Source organism: Phycicoccus sp. 3266 (genome assembly GCF_031456495.1).
In the GTDB taxonomy this organism is placed as follows: domain Bacteria; phylum Actinomycetota; class Actinomycetes; order Actinomycetales; family Dermatophilaceae; genus Pedococcus.
The window spans coordinates 433,362-448,447 of sequence record NZ_JAVDUW010000001.1; the positions used below are offsets into that span (position 1 = coordinate 433,362).

Below are 15,086 nucleotides of genomic sequence, written 5' to 3' on the forward strand. Positions count from 1 at the left end.
TGTGCCGGCTACTTCCCCTGGCGGTAGGTCACCCAGGCGTTCTGCGCCCGCGTGGTCTGGCCCGGGGTGAAGGTGTCCATGCAGGCGTCGTCGGTGTAGTCCATGAAGTTCTTGATCGGGTCCTGGCCCGGCGAGCGCGTGCAGCTGTCCCGACCCGTGGGGCAGCCGAAGGCCGGGGAGGCCTCGGCGGGGGTGTCGTCGACGGAGTCGCCCTGGCCGGTGCAGCCGCCCTGGAACGTGTGGTAGAGCCCGAACCAGTGGCCCGCCTCGTGCGTGGCGGTGTCGCCGAGGTTGTACGGCGAGGCCGTGCCGCCGGGCAGGCTCTGGTCGAGGACGACCACGCCGTCCATGACGTCGTAGCTGGACTTGGGGAACGTCGCCCAGCCGAGCAGGCCGCCCGACAGGTTGGCCGTGTAGATGTTGAGGTCGTCCATCGTGCCCTTGCGCAGGGCCGTCTTCATCGCGCGCTCGGCCGTGCTGCCCTGGGACAGGTTGTACCAGGAGGCGTTGTCGGTCTTGTCCACGCCGGCGTTGACGAACGAGAAGCCCGTGCCGCTGTAGGCGCCGTTGAGCACCGACATCTGCTTGGAGACCAGCCCCGAGACGTCACCGGTCGTGCCGCTGGTGATGACGTGGAAGTAGACGTTGACCGTGGTCGGGGAGAACGCGCCTCCCCCGCCCGGCTTGCGCGCCGAGCCGTTGGGGCTCTTGGTGTACCCCTTGGCGGCCATGGCCTTGGCGAACGCGTCCTCGTACGAGCGGACCTGCGCGGCCGACAGCTCGTTGCCGTCCTTGCGGTTGCCGCCCTGGGCCGAGCGCGCCGCGTTGACCGGGTCCGAGTGCGTCGCGCACTCCGCGGCCACCGTGGACTCCCCCGCCATCGGCTGGGCCAGTGCGCTGCCCTGCCCGAGGGCGAGGGCTGCAGCCCCCAGCACCAACGAGGAGAGCGCGAGTCGGGAACGAAGCAACATGTGCGTCCTTTCGCAGGAGGACCACCAGCCCGGTGCGGCGGGCAGTTCTCCTGCGCACGCTAGGAGCGCGTTCGTCAGCGGCACTGCCGCGAAAGCACAGGCAGAGGTAAAGAGTCCACCATGCTTGGGGCAACAGCAGAGGCGTCCGCAGGCAAACGCGACCTGCGGGACCCAGTCCCCTGACTCAGTCCTCGCCGTCCTGCGGTGCGCGCAGGCCCTCGTAGATCTCCTTGCACGTGGGGCACACCGGGAACCGGTCGGGGTTGCGGCCTGGCACCCAGACCTTGCCGCACAGGGCGGTCACCGGCTCCCCCGACAGCGCGCTCTCGAGGATCTTCTCCTTGCGCACGTAGTGGGAGAAGCGCTCGTGGTCGCCGGGCTCCTGCAGCTGCTCCTGCACCTCTTCGCGCTCGAGCACCGCCGTGCTCGTCTGCTGCTGCGGCTGCGCCTGCGGCGCGTGCGGGTCGTCCAGGGGGATCTGGGGCTCGCTCATCCCCCGAGTGTATGCCGGGTGCCTCAGTTCATCTCCGGGTCCACCGGGAAGGTGGCCACGAAGGCGAGGTGGTCGCGCTGGCGGCGCAGCACGCGCACCCACAGGCTCTGCGGGTCGTCGTCGAACGCGTCACGACCCTCGGCCTCCACGACGTACCAGGACCCGCTGTCGACCTCCTCCTCGAGCTGCCCGGGCGACCACCCGGCATACCCGGCGAAGATCCGCATCCCCGCCACCTCGGGCATGACGAGCTCGGGCGGGGTGTCGAGGTCGACGAGGCCGACCCCGCCGAAGAGCCGCTTGACCCCCATCGGCTCGACGTCACCCGGGACGGTGACCAGCCCGAGTGCGCTGTCCAGGCCCACCGGGCCGCCCTCGAAGAGGACCTGGGGCGCGGTCACGTGGTCCTGCCACTCCGGCAGGACCGCGTCGACGCGGGCGTCGAGCGGGCGGTTCAGCACCACGCCCTGCGCCCCCTCGGCGTCGTGGTGGAGCAGGAGCACGACGCTGCGGCGGAACACCCCCTCCTCGATCTGGGGTGTCGCGAGCAGCAGGCTGCCGGACAGGTCCTCGTTCTCCACCCCTCCATTCTGCCCACAAAGCCACAGCCCCGGTCACGGGGACCGGGGCTGTGGCGGAACGGCTGACCTGCGGGTCAGTCGCGCGGGCTGCGACGGGCGCCGCCGTAGGGGCGACCCCCCTGGCGGCCGCGGGGGCCACCGGAGCGCGGGCCGCGCGGACCGCCGCGGTGCTGGCGCTTCTCGCCCTCGAGGAGCCGCTTGAAGCGCTCCTCGGACACCGGGACACCGCTGGGGGCGCTGGCGCCGGTGGCCGCGAGGCGCTCGTCACCGGGGACGGCCTTGGTCGGGACGGCGTCGATGCCGGCCTCGCGCGCCATCCGCTCCATGGTGCGGCGCTGGTGCGGGAGGGCCAGGGTCACGACGGTGCCCTTGTCACCGGCGCGGGCGGTGCGGCCGGAGCGGTGCAGGTAGTCCTTGTGGTCGGCCGGCGGGTCGACCTGCAGGACCACCGAGACGTCGTCGACGTGGATGCCGCGGGCCGCCACGTCGGTGGCGACGAGCACCGGCAGGCTGCCGTCGCGGAAGGCGCCGAGCACGCGGTTGCGCGCGCCCTGGCCGAGACCGCCGTGCAGCGCCGCGGCGAAGACGCCCTGCTCGCGCAGCTGCATCGCGACGCGGTCGGCGCCGAGCTTGGTGCGCACGAAGACGACGGTGCGGCCCTCGCGGTTGGCGACCTCGGCGGTGATGACCTTCTTGTGGACCGGCTCGATGAGCAGGACGTGGTGCTCCATGGTGGTGACCGACGCCTTGGCGTCGTCGGTGGAGTGGGTCACCGGGTCGGTGAGGTAGCGCTCGACGAGGGTGTCGATGCCGTTGTCGAGCGTGGCCGAGAAGAGCAGCCGCTGGCCGCCCTCGGGCATCCTGTCGAGGATCGCCGTGACCTCGGGCATGAAGCCCATGTCGGCCATGTGGTCGGCCTCGTCGAGCACCGCGACCTCGACCTCGCCGAGCTCGACGGCCTCGCGCTCGAGCAGGTCCTTCAGGCGGCCCGGGGTCGCGATGAGGACCTCGACGCCACGGTTCAGGGCGTTGATCTGGGTGGTGTACGAGAGGCCGCCGGCGACCAGCTTGTGGCGCAGGCCGAGCACGTGCACGAGCGGCTCGAGCGCGTCGGAGACCTGCATGGCGAGCTCGCGGGTGGGGACCAGGACGAGCGCACGCGGCCGGCGCGGGGCCGCCTTGGGGCGCTCGGCCAGGCGGGCCAGCATCGGCAGGCCGAAGGCCAGGGTCTTGCCGGAGCCGGTCTGGCCACGGCCGAGGACGTCGCGGCCGGCGAGGGCGTCCGGGATGGTCGCCGCCTGGATCGGGAACGGGGTGGTGATCCCGTCGCGGGCGAGCCGCTCGACGAGGCGCTCGGCGAGCCCGAGGGCGGCGAAGCCGTTGTCGGCCTCGACCGTCACGGGGCCGTCGACCGACGTGCGGGTCGCCTTGACCCAGGTGTCGGCCTCCATGCGCTCGGCCTCGGGGTCCACCTGGTCCTCGAAGCGGGCCGGGCGGTCGTCGCGGTCGAAGCGACGCGCAGGGCGGTCGTCACGGTCGAAGCGACGCGCGGGGCGGTCGTCGCGGTCGAAGCGACGGGCCGGGCGGTCGTCGCGGTCGTACTGGCGCGGGCCACGGTTCTCGTCACGGTCGAAACGACGCGCGGGGCGGTCGTCACGGTCGAAACGGCGGGCCGGGCGGTCGTCGCGGTCGTACTGGCGCGGGCCACGGTTCTCGTCACGGTCGAAACGCTTGGCCGGGCGGTCGTCGCGGTCGTACTGGCGCGGGCCACGGTTCTCGTCACGGTCGAAACGCTTCGCCGGACGGTCGTCGCGGTCGAAACGACGCGCCGGGCGGTCGTCGCGGTCGTACTGGCGCGGGCCACGGTTCTCGTCACGGTCGAAACGCTTCGCCGGGCGGTCGTCACGGTCGAAACGCTTGGCCGGACGGTCGTCACGGTCGAAACGACGCGCGGGGCGGTCGTCACGGTCGAAACGCTTCGCCGGGCGGTCGTCACGGTCGAAACGCTTCGCCGGACGGTCGTCACGGTCGAACTCGCGACGGACGAGGCGGTCGGCGTCACGCGCCGGGCGGTTGGTCGACTGTCCGCGGTGGGCCTTCTTGGGACCCTTCTTCGCGGCAGCCTTCTGGTCAGCAGTCCAGCGGGCCTTCTTGGGCGCGGCGGATCGCAGGTTCTTGGGCACAGGTGTTCAACTCACTTCAGGTACTCGAGGTAGACACGTCTCGAGCCACCTGGCGAGGGAGACCGGGAAAGACGAGCCTCAGGCCACGAAGGGCCCGGTGGACCGGATCGACGGTCGTCATCCGGTGGGCGTCAGTCGGCATCGGGGACATCGGTGCGGCTTCACTGCCGCGGGTGGCGCTGCCAGGCGCCGCCGAACTGAGCCCGACCAGTCTACCAGCGACGCCGAGCCCTCCCGACCACGACGAGCGTGACGCCGAGCACGACGCCGGACAGGTCCGCCACGGCGTCCCAGACGTCGCCGTCCCGGTGCGGCAGCAGGTAGTGCTGCACGAGCTCGCTGACCGGGGCGTGCAGGGCGAGCAGGCCGACGAGCCACGCAGGCCGCAGCCCCGCGAGCAGACCGACGACGGTCGGCACCCCGAACAGCAGGAGGTGGACGACCTTGTCGGTCCACGTCACCGGCCCCTGCACGTCGACGCGCGGCCAGTACAGGCAGCACAGGTGGACCACCAGCAGCAGCGCAAAGGCGGCGCGCGCCACCGAGGCCGAGCGCGCCGAGGAGGTCCTGGTCGTCGTGTCGCTCACCCGGTGCAGCGTAGACGGGCGGAATCGCCGGCGGGTGACCGGTGTTGGCACCCGACGTGACCTCGCCGACCCCCGGTACCCCGCGCCCGCTGTCCCTGCTCGACTTCGTCGACGTGCCCTCGGGCATGACCGCCCAGCAGGCCATCGCCCGCAGCGAGCGCACGGTCCAGGCCGCCGACCGGCTCGGGTTCGCGCGCTACTGGATCAGCGAGCACCACAGCTTCGCCGGGCTGGCGAGCAGCTCGCCCGAGATCCTCATCGCCCACCTCGCCTCGCTCACCACCGGCATCCGCGTCGGCGCGGCGGGGATCATGCTCCCCAACCACTCCCCCCTCAAGGTGGCGGAGTGGTTCAAGACGCTGGAGATGCTGCACCCGGGGCGCATCGACCTCGGCCTGGGGCGTGCGCCCGGCACCGACCAGCTCACCGCGTTCGCGCTGCGGCGCTCCCGCGAGGCCCTCACCGCCGACGACTTCCCCCAGCAGGCGGCCGAGCTCATCGCGTTCCTGTCCGACAGCTGGCCCGACGACCACCCGTTCAAGGCGGTCCGCGCCACCCCGGTCGTCGACACCAGCCCCGAGCTGCTCATGCTCGGCTCGAGCGGGTGGGGCTCCTCCTTCGCGGCCGTCAACGGGATGGCCACGGTCTTCGCCCACCACATGAGCCCCGGCCTCGCCGTCGAGGCGCTGCAGGCATACCGCCGCGACTTCCGGCCCGGCCCCCTCGGTGACACGCCGCGCGTCATCATCTCGGTCCTCGCCCTGGCGACGGAGGACCCGGACGTCGCTGCGGACTTCCGCGCCGGCTGGGCGCTGCAGATGCAGCGCATCCGCAGTGGCGCCACGACGCGCCCCAGCGCGGAGGAGATCCGCACGTTCCGGCTCAGCCCCGAGTTCGCCGCCATCGAGCCCAGCCTCCAGGGCCGGGTGTATGCGGGGCCGCCGGCCGAGGTCGCCAAGGGCCTCACCGCGCTCGCCGACGAGGCCGGTGCGGACGAGGTCTCCCTCGTCGCGCCGACCCCGGACCTGGACGCGAAGCTGCGCAGCCTGGAGCTGCTGGCGGCCGAGTTCGGCCTCACCCCGAGGGGCTGACCCCGGCGCCGGGCGCCGGGCGCGTGGCCGGCGCCAACGGCGGTCAGCCGATCAGCTCGGCCTCGTCCGTAGCGACCGACGACGTCCGCTCGACTGCCTCAGGAGCGGTGCCCAGCACGGCCGCCTTCACCGCGGCGGCGACCACCTTCGACACGTCGGGGTGGAACACGCTGGGGATGATGTAGGCCGGGTTGAGCTCGTCGGGGTGGACGACCTCGGACAGGGCGGTCGCCGCGGCGAGCATGACGTCCTCGTCGATGGTGCGCGACGCCGCGTCGAGCAGGCCGCGGAAGACGCCGGGGAACACCAGCACGTTGTTGATCTGGTTCGCGAAGTCCGAGCGCCCGGTCGCGACCACGGCGGCGTGCTGCGCGGCGGCGATGGGGTCGACCTCGGGCTCGGGGTTGGCCATCGCGAAGACGATCGCGTCGTCGGCCATCGTGGCGATGTCGTCGCCGGTGAGGATGCCGGGGGCCGAGACGCCGATGAAGACGTCCGCGCCCGCGATCGCGGCCTTGAGCGTCCCGCTCACCCGGCGGGGGTTGGTGTGCTCGGCCGACCACGCCAGCTGCGGGTGGTCGCCCGAGGCGATGTCCTCGCGGTCGGGGTGCAGCACGCCGAACTGGTCCGCCACGACGACGTCACGCGCGCCGGCCTTGAGCAGCAGCTTGAGGATGGCGGTGCCGGCGGCGCCCGCGCCCGACATCACGACCCGGCACTCCGCCAGCTCCTTGCCCACGACCCGCAGGGCGTTGCGCAGGGCGGCCAGGGTGACGATCGCGGTGCCGTGCTGGTCGTCGTGGAAGACCGGGATGTCGAGCTCCTCGCGCAGCCGGTGCTCGATCTCGAAGCAGCGCGGGGCCGAGATGTCCTCGAGGTTGATGCCCGCGAAGACCGGGCTGATCGCCTTGACGGTGCGGATGATCTCCTCGGTGTCCTGGGTGTCCAGGCAGATCGGGAAGGCGTCGATGTCGGCGAACCGCTTGAACAGGGCCGCCTTGCCCTCCATGACGGGCAGCGCCCCGAGCGGGCCGATGTTGCCCAGCCCCAGCACGGCCGACCCGTCGGTCACGACCGCGACGGTGTTGCGCTTGATGGTCAGGCGGCGGGCGTCCTCGGGGTTCTCCGCGATCGCCATGCAGACGCGGGCCACGCCCGGGGTGTAGATGAGCGACAAGTCGTCGCGGTTGCGGATCGGCACCTTCGACTCGACCTTGAGCTTGCCGCCGAGGTGGACGAGGAAGGTGCGGTCGGAGACCTTGCCGATGTCCACGCCGTGCACGCCGCGCATCGCCTCGACGAGCTCGTCCGCGTGGGCGGTGTCGCGGGCCGCTGCGGTCACGTCCACCCGGAGGCGGTCGGCCCCCGACGCCGTCACGTCGAGGCCGGTGACCAGGCCGCCTCCCGCCTCGATGACCCCGGTCAGCTCCGACACCGCGGTGGCGCGGGCCGGGAGGGTGAGGCGGACGGTGATGGAGTTGGACACGGAGGGCACGGCGGTCATGCCGGCATTCTCCTGATTACTCAGCGGTACGCCGAAACGCGACCGCCCCCTGGGCAGGAGCCGCCGCGGTCCGCTCGCCACGGGTGCGGGCGACACCGATCGCCACGATGACGGCGGCGAGCGCCAGGCTCAGGCCGAGCTCGAGCCGGTGCCCCTCCTGGACCAGCATCAGGACCAGCACGAAGGCGATGAACCCGATCGTCGCGTAGGTCAGGCCGGGGTACAGCCACATCCGCACCGCGGGGCTGTGGCCCTCGGCGTCGAGCTGGCGCCGCATCCGCAGCTGCGACAGCGCGATGACGAGGTAGACGAACAGCGCGATCGCGCCGGAGCTCGCCAGCAGGTAGCCGAAGATCTTCTCCGGCAGGAGGTAGTTGCCGATGACCCCGAGGAAGCCGACCACCGAGCTCGCCAGGATCGCCCAGGCCGGGACTCCCCGGTCGGTCGTGCGCGACCACGCCGCCGGGGCGTCACCGCGGGTCGACAGCGAGAAGGCCATGCGCGAGGCGGTGTAGAGCGCGGAGTTCAGGCACGAGGCGACCGCCGTGAGGATGACGAACTCGAGCACCGTCGTGAGCCCGCCGAGGCCCATGCGCTCCAGGGTGTACTGGTACGAGCCGGATCCCTCGGCCGCGAGGCCCTTGGCGTTCCACGGGACGAGGGCGACCACGACGAAGATGGAGCCGAGGTAGAACAGGCTGATCCGCCAGATCACCGAGTTGACCGCCTTGCGGATGCCGGCCTCGGGGTTCGGCGACTCGGCCGCGGCGATGGTGACGATCTCGGTGCCCATGAAGGTGAACATCGTGATGAGCATGGCCGCGAAGACCGCGCCGATCCCGTGGGGCAGGAAACCGCCGTCCTGCCACAGGTGCCCGACGCCCGAGGTCTTCGAGCCGGGCAGCGCGCCGACCATGGCGAGCACGCCGAGCCCGATGAACAGCACGATCGCGATGACCTTGACGAGGGCGAACCAGAACTCGAACTCGCCGTAGTTCCCGACGCTGAACAGGTTGGTCCCCACGAGCAGCCCGGTGATGACGAGGGCGAAGACCCACTGCGGCACCGCGGGGAACCAGTCCCCCAGGATCAGCGCCCCGGCGGTCGCCTCGACCGGGATCACGATGACCCAGAACCACCAGTACAGCCAGCCGATCGAGAAACCGGCCCACCGCCCGAGCGAGCGGTCGGCATACGTCGAGAAGGACCCGGTGTCGGGCTGGGCGGTCGCCATCTCGCCGAGCATCCGCATGACCAGGACGACCAGCGTCCCCGCCAGGGCGTAGGCGATGAGGACGGCCGGGCCGGCGGTGGCGATGGCGTTGGCCGACCCCACGAAGAGGCCCGCACCGATGACCCCGGCGATGGAGATCATGGTGATGTGCCGTGGCTTCAGCCCCGCCTTGAGCTGGCTGGGCGCCGGCTCGTCGCCGGGGACGTCTGGCTGGTGCTTCGTCGTCGCGCTCACCCGGGCAGCGTGGACCCGGGTGACGTATGCCGCAAATCGACTAGGAACGCTGCAGGTCAGGAGGTTCGACGACGTCCGGCTCCGGCGTGCCGGCAGCCACGACGGCCGGTGGCGGGACCATCCCGGCGTGCATCGCGCGGCGCTGCTGGCGCCACACACGGCGCAGCAGACGGCGCCGGAGCAGCTGCTGCCCGCTCACCGCGAGCCAGAGGCACACGGCGGCCAGCGGCAGCTCGACCACCACGGCCATGCCGACCGCGAGCCAGCGCTCCTCCTGGGTCGGTGCGGTGACGACGTCGAACCACGCGTCGACGACCAGCATCGTGCCGTTCACCGCGGCCACGGCGGGCAGCCACGGCGTGAGCCGGACCGCGGCCCACGCGGTCGCGAGCAGGACCAGGACGAGCGCGGCGTCGAAGCCGCCCCACGCGAGGTCGTAGTGGGCGGCCGGCTTCGAGCTGGGCAGCTGCACCGCGAGCCAGATGGTCCACGGGACGGTGAGCAGCGCGAGCACCGCGAACACCCACCCGACGCGACGGATGGGACGGCCGTGGACCGGCCCGGAGGCCGCCTCCCCGGTCATGGCCTGGCGGTCGACGCGCCGGCCGGCTGCGCGTCGGCGGTGCTGTCGGGGGCCCGGTCGGCGGTGCGTTCGGCCGCGTGTGGGGCCTGCGAGGTGCGGGAGGCGGTGGCGGTCAGCAGGTACCGCTCGTGCTCGAGCTCCTTGCCCCAGTAGACGGTGTCCCACAGCGGAACGACTGTGGGCTCCCCCACCAGCTCGCGCACGACGGCGGCGAGCTCCTGCGACGGCACGCCTGCCTGCCAGGGCAGGGCCGGCTCCGCCCCCGCGGACTCGATGCCCCAGCGGCCCTCGATGAGGACCATCCGGCCACCAGGGCGCAGCAGCCGGGCCCACCGGCGCAGCGCGTCCTGCGGGTCGGGCAGTGTCCAGAGGATGTGCCGGGCGAAGACGACGTCGAGGCTGCCCGCCTCCCACTGCGGGTCCCCCGCGTCCCCCTGCGCGATGTCCACGGCGCCGCCGAAGGGCGCGGTCTTGGCCCGGGCGCGGGCCACCATCTCGCCGGACAGGTCGATGCCGCGGACCTGGTGGCCGAGCTCGGCGAGCAGCACGCTCATCGTCCCGGTGCCGCAGGCGAGGTCGCCGACGTCGGACGGGGTGGTGGGCAGCCACGTGCGCAGCAGGTCCTTCCAGGCGGCCCGGACGTCGGAGTCGAGCAGGCCGTGGTCGACGAAGGTGTCGTACTCCTCCGCGGCCTCGTCCCAGTACTGGCGGATCTGCTCGGTGTCCATGTCCTCAGCCTAGGCTGGCGCCATGACGGGGCACATCGACGTGACCGGCACGGGCCGCGCGTCCGCAGTGCCGGACGTGGTGCGCGTCAGCGCCGGCGTGCGCTGCGAGGCCGCCGACGTCTCCGCCGCGCTCTCGGATGCCGCCGGCCGGGCGGCCGCCCTGGCGCAGGCGGCGAGGGACCACGGCGTCGACGAGCGCGACCTGCGCACCACGAGCAGCGGGGTGCAGCCGCGCTACGACCGCGACGGAACGTCCGTCGTGGGGTACTCCGCCCAGCAGGGCCTGGCCGTCACCGTCCGCGACCCGGCACTGGTGGGCGCCCTGGTCGACGCCTTCGCAGGCGCTGCCGGCAACGCCCTCAGCATCGACTCCGTCGGCACCGACCTCGCCGACCCGGCGCCGCTGCTGGCCGCCGCGCGCGAGGCCGCCTTCGCCGACGCCCTGGCCAAGGCGGAGCAGTATGCCGCCCTGGCGGGCCGCGGCCTGGGGAAGGTTGTGCGCGTGCGCGACGTTGTCGAGGGTGGTGCCCAGCCCCGGTTCGCCCGGATGGCGGCCGGCGCGGGGAGCCCCTCGCTCGAGCTGGGCGAGAACACGGTGACCGCGACCGTCGCGGTCCGATGGGAGCTGACATGGCGAGCGTCGAGCTGACCGCCGACACGTTCGAGAAGACCGTCCTCGAGGGCGGCACCGTCTTCGTGGACTTCTGGGCCGACTGGTGCGGCCCGTGCAAGCGGTTCGCGCCGGTCTACGAGGCGGCGTCGGAGCAGCACTCCGACATCGTCTTCGGCAAGGTCGACACCGAGTCCGAGCAGGCGCTGGCCGCCGCGGCGAACATCACCTCGATCCCGACCCTCATGGGCTTCCGCGACGGCATCCTCGTCTTCGCGCAGGCGGGCGCCCTCCCCGCGCCCATGCTGGCCGACGTCATCGGCAAGGTGCAGGCGCTCGACATGGACGAGGTCCGCGCGCAGGTCGAGCAGCAGCGGTCCGGCGCCCAGCCCGGCTGAGCCGCGACCGCGCGCTCAGGTCCTGGCGGGCGCGCCGCGGCGGGCCGCCTCGCGGCGGACCGCGAGGAACAGGCGGTGCGCCGTCACCACCACGGTCGCCCACGCGAGCCCCAGCACCCAGCCCATGACCACGTCCGACAGCCAGTGGTGGCCGAGGAAGACGCGGCTGAGGCCCATCGTCAGCATGAACGCCACCCCCAGCACGACCGCGCCCACGCGCACCCACGTGCGGCGGACCTTGCGCAGCAGCAGGTAGACCACGACGGCGGCGATGACCGTGGCGTTGAGGGTGTGGCCGCTCGGGAACGACGGTGAGGACTCGTAGGGCGGCACCGCGAACATGCGCGGCGGCCGCGCGCGGCCGACGAGGTCCTTGCCGGCGATGGTGAGCGCCAGCGACCCCGCCGTGGCGAGGACGAGGAGCACCACGGGCGTCCACGACCGCCAGGCCCAGACCATCACCGCGACGGCCGCCAGGGTCAGGAGCGGCATGCCGATCGGCCCCCCGACGTCGGTGTATGCCGTGACGGCCCGGTCCAGCCCGGGCGAGCGCCAGGCGACGGCCTGGTCGAGCGCGGGCTGGTCGAGCACGGCCACGCCGTCGGCCTCGACGACCGACTCGTACACGTCCTCGGCCAGCGTGGTCAGTGCGGCGGTGAGCGCCAGGCCCACGAGGGCGGTCACGACCAGCACCCAGTTGGCGACGGTCCACCAGCCCAGCCGCTCGGCATACCGGCCGGCGGTGTGCAGCGCCCGCTCGCGCACCTCGGTCTCGGCCATGCCCCACCCTAAGCCGGGGGACGCGCGAGGGCCCGGTCACGGACGTGACCGGGCCCTCGCGGCTCAACGGCGATGTGCGAGCACCACGGTGGTGGAGGTGGCGGGAATCGAACCCGCGTCCACTGACGGCTTACCAGGGCTTCTCCGGGTGCAGTGCGCTACGGATTTTCTCGGCCCCAGCGCTCGCACGCACACGTCCGCTGACAGGCCCAGCCGAGTAGGAGTCCCGCGCAGCCCCTCGGCATGACTGCGCAGCGAGTTCCCTAGCTGACGCCAGGCACTGAGACGGGAACTAGCTCAGGCTGACGGACTTCGAGGCTCGCTCAGGCGGCGAGGGCGAAGTCGGTGCGCTTGGAATTGGCACCTATTGGTTTGCAAGGAGCGTTGACGAGATGACCTTGCATCCTCGACCCGCTTCCCCTGGACAACCGACCAATGTCGAAACCGATCACCCCCGTGCTCCTGCGAGTGCAGGGGTGCTCACACATCCGCTGTTGAGTTGTGGGACAAGCCTACCGTCCAACGCGCGGGCCCCCGACAACATTTCCTCGCGGCCGACCAATCCGGTTCCGCGACGGCACCGAACAGGCGGCGAGGGATGAACCGGGGAGTGGCGCCGGCGGCGGCCACGGCAGGGCCCCGGAAGGAGCCGCTGTCCGCACACTGGAGACTCCCATGCACGTACGACGCGTCGTGGCCGCCCTGGCCACTGCCACCCTCGCCGGCGCCCTGACACTCGTCGGGGCCGGCAGCGCCTCGGCCCACGAGGGCAGCGCACCCGCACCGACCGGCACCCGCAGCCTCGCGGCGGTGCTCGCCCAGGACGGGTCCGGGTTCGACCGCAACTGGAACGACTTCGACATCGTCGACAACGCGGTCCAGGCCGTCCTGGCCGCCAAGCCCTCCTCCCCCGTGGCCGTGCTCGCCGACGGCTCCGTGCCGCTGACGGCGTTCCTTCCCACCGACGCCGCCTTCCGCCGGCTCGCCACCGACCTCACCCACCAGCAGTACACCAGCGAGAGCGCGGTCTTCGCGGCCGTCGCCTCGCTCGGCATCGACACCGTCGAGGCCGTGCTGCTCTACCACGTGGTGCCGGGCGCCACGATCGACTACCGCGCCGCCCGTGCCGCCGACGGCGCCGAGCTCACCACCGCGTCCGGCGGCACGCTGACGGTGGACGTCCGCTGGCACCGGTGGGTGACCCTCGTGGACGCCGACCCGAACGACGCCAACGCGTGGGTCGTGCGCCCGAACATCAACAAGGGCAACGTGCAGATCGCCCACGGCATCTCCCAGGTCCTGCGACCCGTGGACCTGTGACCCACCCGGTCACGCCCTGACTCCACCAGTGGAGCCCGTGGCCGTCGCTCCCACCGGGGCGGCGGCCACGTCGGTGCCGGGGCCGCCGCGGCCGGTGGTGCCGTGACCCGGCCGCGCCCGCTGGTGCCGCTCGGTCAGCCGCGCGCCGCCTCGGCCGCGGCGCGCTCGTACTCCTCGCGCGCCCGCAGGATCCGGCCGACGTGGGTCTCGGCCCAGTCGGTGAGTGTGGCGAGCGGGCCGCTGAGGGACCGCCCCAGCTCGGTGACCTCGTAGTCGACCCGCGGCGGCACCTGGGCGTGGACGGTCCGGGTCAGCAGCCCGTCACGCTCGAGGGTGCGCAGCGTCTGGGTCAGCACCTTGGGCGCCACGCCACCGATCCGGTCGCGGAGCTGGGTGAAGCGCAGGGGTCCGTCGGAGAGCGCGTCGATGACGAGCACCGTCCACTTGTCGCCGACCCGGTCGAGGACCAGGCGCGTCGGGCAGTCGGGGTCGAAGGCGTCTCCGCGGTCGATGGTAACCACGAGGTACTTATAGCACTTTGAAGTGCTTGGTTACCAATGGTTACCGTGGAGGGGTTCGCACGACCCCGACCCCAGGAGCTCACCCCCATGAAGATCGCAGTGTTCGGCGCCACCGGCATGATCGGCTCGCGCATCGTGCGCGAGGCGCTGTCCCGAGGCCACCACGTCACCGGGTGGACCCGCAGCGGTGGCGACCTGCCGGAGGGCGCGCACGCCGCCACCGGCGACCTCGCCGACCCGACCACGGTCGAGGCCGCGGCGGCCGGCCACGACGTGCTCGTGTCGGCGACCGGTCCGGACCGCAGCGGCGGACCGCACGAGCCCTGGCTCGAAGCAGTGCAGACCCTCATCGACCACGCGGGCACCGCCCGGGTGCTCTTCGTCGGCGGCGCCGGGTCGCTCGTCGGCCCCGACGGCACCCGCCTGCTGGACGGACCCGACTTCCCGGCCGAGTACCTCGCCGAGGCCCGGAGCGGCGCGGCAGCGCTCGAGGCCTTCCTCGCAGCGCCCGGGTCGCTCGACTGGACCTTCCTGTCCCCCGCCCCTGTCATCGCACCCGGTGAGCGGACCGACACCTACCGCACCGCCCTCGACACACCGGCCGGGGTGTCCGTGTCGGCCGAGAACTACGCCGCGGCCCTGCTCGACGAGGTCGAGCAGCCGCACCACCGCCGGCAGCGCTTCACCGTCGCCGACTGACCGAGCCGGGCGCCACACGGCGCCGCCGACCGCGTCCGGCGTCCGGCCGCGCCAGGCACCGGCTCACTTGCGCGGCGGCGGGGTGGTCGGCCGCCCGGGCGGCCCGGTCGGCTTGCCGGTCCGCTTGGTCGGCGACGGCAGGAGGGTGGCCGGGGTGGTGGGAGCGGTCGACGAGGTCGGGGCGGGGGTCCCGGCCGGCGAGCCGCTCGTCGTGGTCCGTGACGCGGTCGTCGTCGTGGTCGTCGGGCTCGAGGTCGTCGAGCCCGACGTGCCACTGGTGGAGGGCGTCGTCACGGCGCCCGGCGTGGGCGTCCCGGGGATCGTGGGCACCGGGGGCGCCGGGGCGTCCGACCGGCCGAACGGGCCCACCACGACGACCAGGGCCGCGACGGCGAGCACCGTCGCGGCGAGGAGCAGGCGGGCGGGCGTCAGGGCACGACGGCGTGCCGCATGTCGTCCTGCCACTGGCCCTCCAGGGGTCGCTTCCCAACGGACGACGCGACCCCGGCATACCGTCGCGTCGTGGCCCCCTGCAGCCGCGACCCACTGTAGCTGTCCGCATTCCGGGC

The 15,086-nt window shown here is 72.9% G+C and carries 17 protein-coding genes and 1 other RNA gene; 5 read left to right on the forward strand and 13 right to left on the reverse strand.

Features of this window, described 5'->3' with window-relative positions:
• Nucleotides 1-8: 8 nt before the first annotated feature.
• The 5 genes from J2X64_RS02235 to J2X64_RS02255 all read right to left on the reverse strand — a co-directional run bounded on the left by J2X64_RS02235 (nucleotide 9) and on the right by J2X64_RS02255 (nucleotide 4,815).
• Nucleotides 9-971 (reverse strand): zinc metalloprotease, encoded by a 963-nt coding sequence (locus tag J2X64_RS02235; protein ID WP_310148977.1) that lies wholly within the window; start codon nucleotides 969-971, stop codon nucleotides 9-11.
• 184 nt (nucleotides 972-1,155) lie between these two features.
• Nucleotides 1,156-1,464, reverse strand: coding sequence for a DUF3039 domain-containing protein (locus J2X64_RS02240; protein WP_310148980.1), 309 nt, complete (start codon nucleotides 1,462-1,464; stop codon nucleotides 1,156-1,158).
• A 23-nt stretch (nucleotides 1,465-1,487) separates the two neighbouring features.
• On the reverse strand, nucleotides 1,488-2,045 hold the full coding sequence (locus J2X64_RS02245) for a YqgE/AlgH family protein (protein ID WP_310148982.1): 558 nt from the start codon (nucleotides 2,043-2,045) through the stop codon (nucleotides 1,488-1,490).
• 74 nt (nucleotides 2,046-2,119) lie between these two features.
• Nucleotides 2,120-4,228, reverse strand: a complete 2,109-nt coding sequence (locus J2X64_RS02250; protein WP_310148985.1) for a DEAD/DEAH box helicase — start codon at nucleotides 4,226-4,228, stop codon at nucleotides 2,120-2,122.
• A 212-nt stretch (nucleotides 4,229-4,440) separates the two neighbouring features.
• Nucleotides 4,441-4,815 (reverse strand): VanZ family protein, encoded by a 375-nt coding sequence (locus J2X64_RS02255; protein WP_310148990.1) that lies wholly within the window; start codon nucleotides 4,813-4,815, stop codon nucleotides 4,441-4,443.
• Between the two features lie 56 nt (nucleotides 4,816-4,871).
• Here J2X64_RS02255 and J2X64_RS02260 point away from each other — a divergent pair, with 56 nt between their 5' ends.
• The gene (locus J2X64_RS02260) at nucleotides 4,872-5,906 is read left to right on the forward strand and encodes an LLM class flavin-dependent oxidoreductase (RefSeq protein ID WP_310148993.1); all 1,035 of its coding nucleotides are present in this window, start codon (nucleotides 4,872-4,874) and stop codon (nucleotides 5,904-5,906) included.
• Between the two features lie 43 nt (nucleotides 5,907-5,949).
• Here the strand turns inward: J2X64_RS02260 and J2X64_RS02265 are convergent, their stop codons facing one another.
• From J2X64_RS02265 to J2X64_RS02280, 4 genes are all read right to left on the reverse strand, one after another.
• Complete coding sequence (locus tag J2X64_RS02265) at nucleotides 5,950-7,410, reverse strand: NAD-dependent malic enzyme (protein WP_310148995.1); 1,461 nt, start codon at nucleotides 7,408-7,410, stop codon at nucleotides 5,950-5,952.
• A gap of 16 nt (nucleotides 7,411-7,426) precedes the next feature.
• The gene (locus tag J2X64_RS02270; RefSeq protein WP_397444028.1) at nucleotides 7,427-8,785 is read right to left on the reverse strand and encodes an amino acid permease; all 1,359 of its coding nucleotides are present in this window, start codon (nucleotides 8,783-8,785) and stop codon (nucleotides 7,427-7,429) included.
• A 133-nt stretch (nucleotides 8,786-8,918) separates the two neighbouring features.
• On the reverse strand, nucleotides 8,919-9,461 hold the full coding sequence (locus J2X64_RS02275) for a hypothetical protein (RefSeq protein WP_310149002.1): 543 nt from the start codon (nucleotides 9,459-9,461) through the stop codon (nucleotides 8,919-8,921).
• Nucleotides 9,458-10,189: a class I SAM-dependent methyltransferase gene (locus tag J2X64_RS02280; RefSeq protein WP_310149004.1), complete on the reverse strand. Its 732-nt coding sequence runs from the start codon at nucleotides 10,187-10,189 to the stop codon at nucleotides 9,458-9,460. Before J2X64_RS02280 ends, J2X64_RS02275 begins: the two co-directional genes overlap by 4 nt.
• Before the next feature lie 22 nt (nucleotides 10,190-10,211).
• Here J2X64_RS02280 and J2X64_RS02285 point away from each other — a divergent pair, with 22 nt between their 5' ends.
• Both J2X64_RS02285 and J2X64_RS02290 read left to right on the forward strand, forming a co-directional pair.
• The gene (locus tag J2X64_RS02285) at nucleotides 10,212-10,838 is read left to right on the forward strand and encodes an SIMPL domain-containing protein (RefSeq protein ID WP_310149007.1); all 627 of its coding nucleotides are present in this window, start codon (nucleotides 10,212-10,214) and stop codon (nucleotides 10,836-10,838) included.
• Nucleotides 10,820-11,197 (forward strand): thioredoxin family protein, encoded by a 378-nt coding sequence (locus J2X64_RS02290; RefSeq protein ID WP_310149012.1) that lies wholly within the window; start codon nucleotides 10,820-10,822, stop codon nucleotides 11,195-11,197. Before J2X64_RS02285 ends, J2X64_RS02290 begins: the two co-directional genes overlap by 19 nt.
• A 15-nt stretch (nucleotides 11,198-11,212) precedes the next feature.
• On the opposite strand, the gene J2X64_RS02295 is transcribed toward J2X64_RS02290, so the two are convergent.
• Together J2X64_RS02295 and ssrA are read right to left on the reverse strand one after the other, a co-directional pair.
• A complete protein-coding gene (locus J2X64_RS02295; protein WP_310149015.1) occupies nucleotides 11,213-11,977 on the reverse strand; it encodes a phosphatase PAP2 family protein in 765 nt (254 codons plus the stop codon).
• Nucleotides 11,978-12,066: 89 nt separating this feature from the next.
• Nucleotides 12,067-12,433, reverse strand: a transfer-messenger RNA (tmRNA) gene (ssrA, locus tag J2X64_RS02300).
• A gap of 219 nt (nucleotides 12,434-12,652) precedes the next feature.
• On the opposite strand from ssrA, the gene J2X64_RS02305 reads away from it, so the two are divergent.
• Nucleotides 12,653-13,297, forward strand: a complete 645-nt coding sequence (locus tag J2X64_RS02305; RefSeq protein WP_310149018.1) for a fasciclin domain-containing protein — start codon at nucleotides 12,653-12,655, stop codon at nucleotides 13,295-13,297.
• A gap of 134 nt (nucleotides 13,298-13,431) precedes the next feature.
• On the opposite strand, the gene J2X64_RS02310 is transcribed toward J2X64_RS02305, so the two are convergent.
• Nucleotides 13,432-13,818, reverse strand: coding sequence for a winged helix-turn-helix transcriptional regulator (locus J2X64_RS02310; RefSeq protein WP_397444005.1), 387 nt, complete (start codon nucleotides 13,816-13,818; stop codon nucleotides 13,432-13,434).
• Between the two features lie 87 nt (nucleotides 13,819-13,905).
• On the opposite strand from J2X64_RS02310, the gene J2X64_RS02315 reads away from it, so the two are divergent.
• Nucleotides 13,906-14,517: an NAD(P)H-binding protein gene (locus J2X64_RS02315; RefSeq protein ID WP_310149020.1), complete on the forward strand. Its 612-nt coding sequence runs from the start codon at nucleotides 13,906-13,908 to the stop codon at nucleotides 14,515-14,517.
• A gap of 63 nt (nucleotides 14,518-14,580) precedes the next feature.
• Here the strand turns inward: J2X64_RS02315 and J2X64_RS02320 are convergent, their stop codons facing one another.
• Nucleotides 14,581-14,982 (reverse strand): hypothetical protein, encoded by a 402-nt coding sequence (locus tag J2X64_RS02320; RefSeq protein ID WP_310149023.1) that lies wholly within the window; start codon nucleotides 14,980-14,982, stop codon nucleotides 14,581-14,583.
• Nucleotides 14,983-15,086 lie beyond the last annotated feature (104 nt).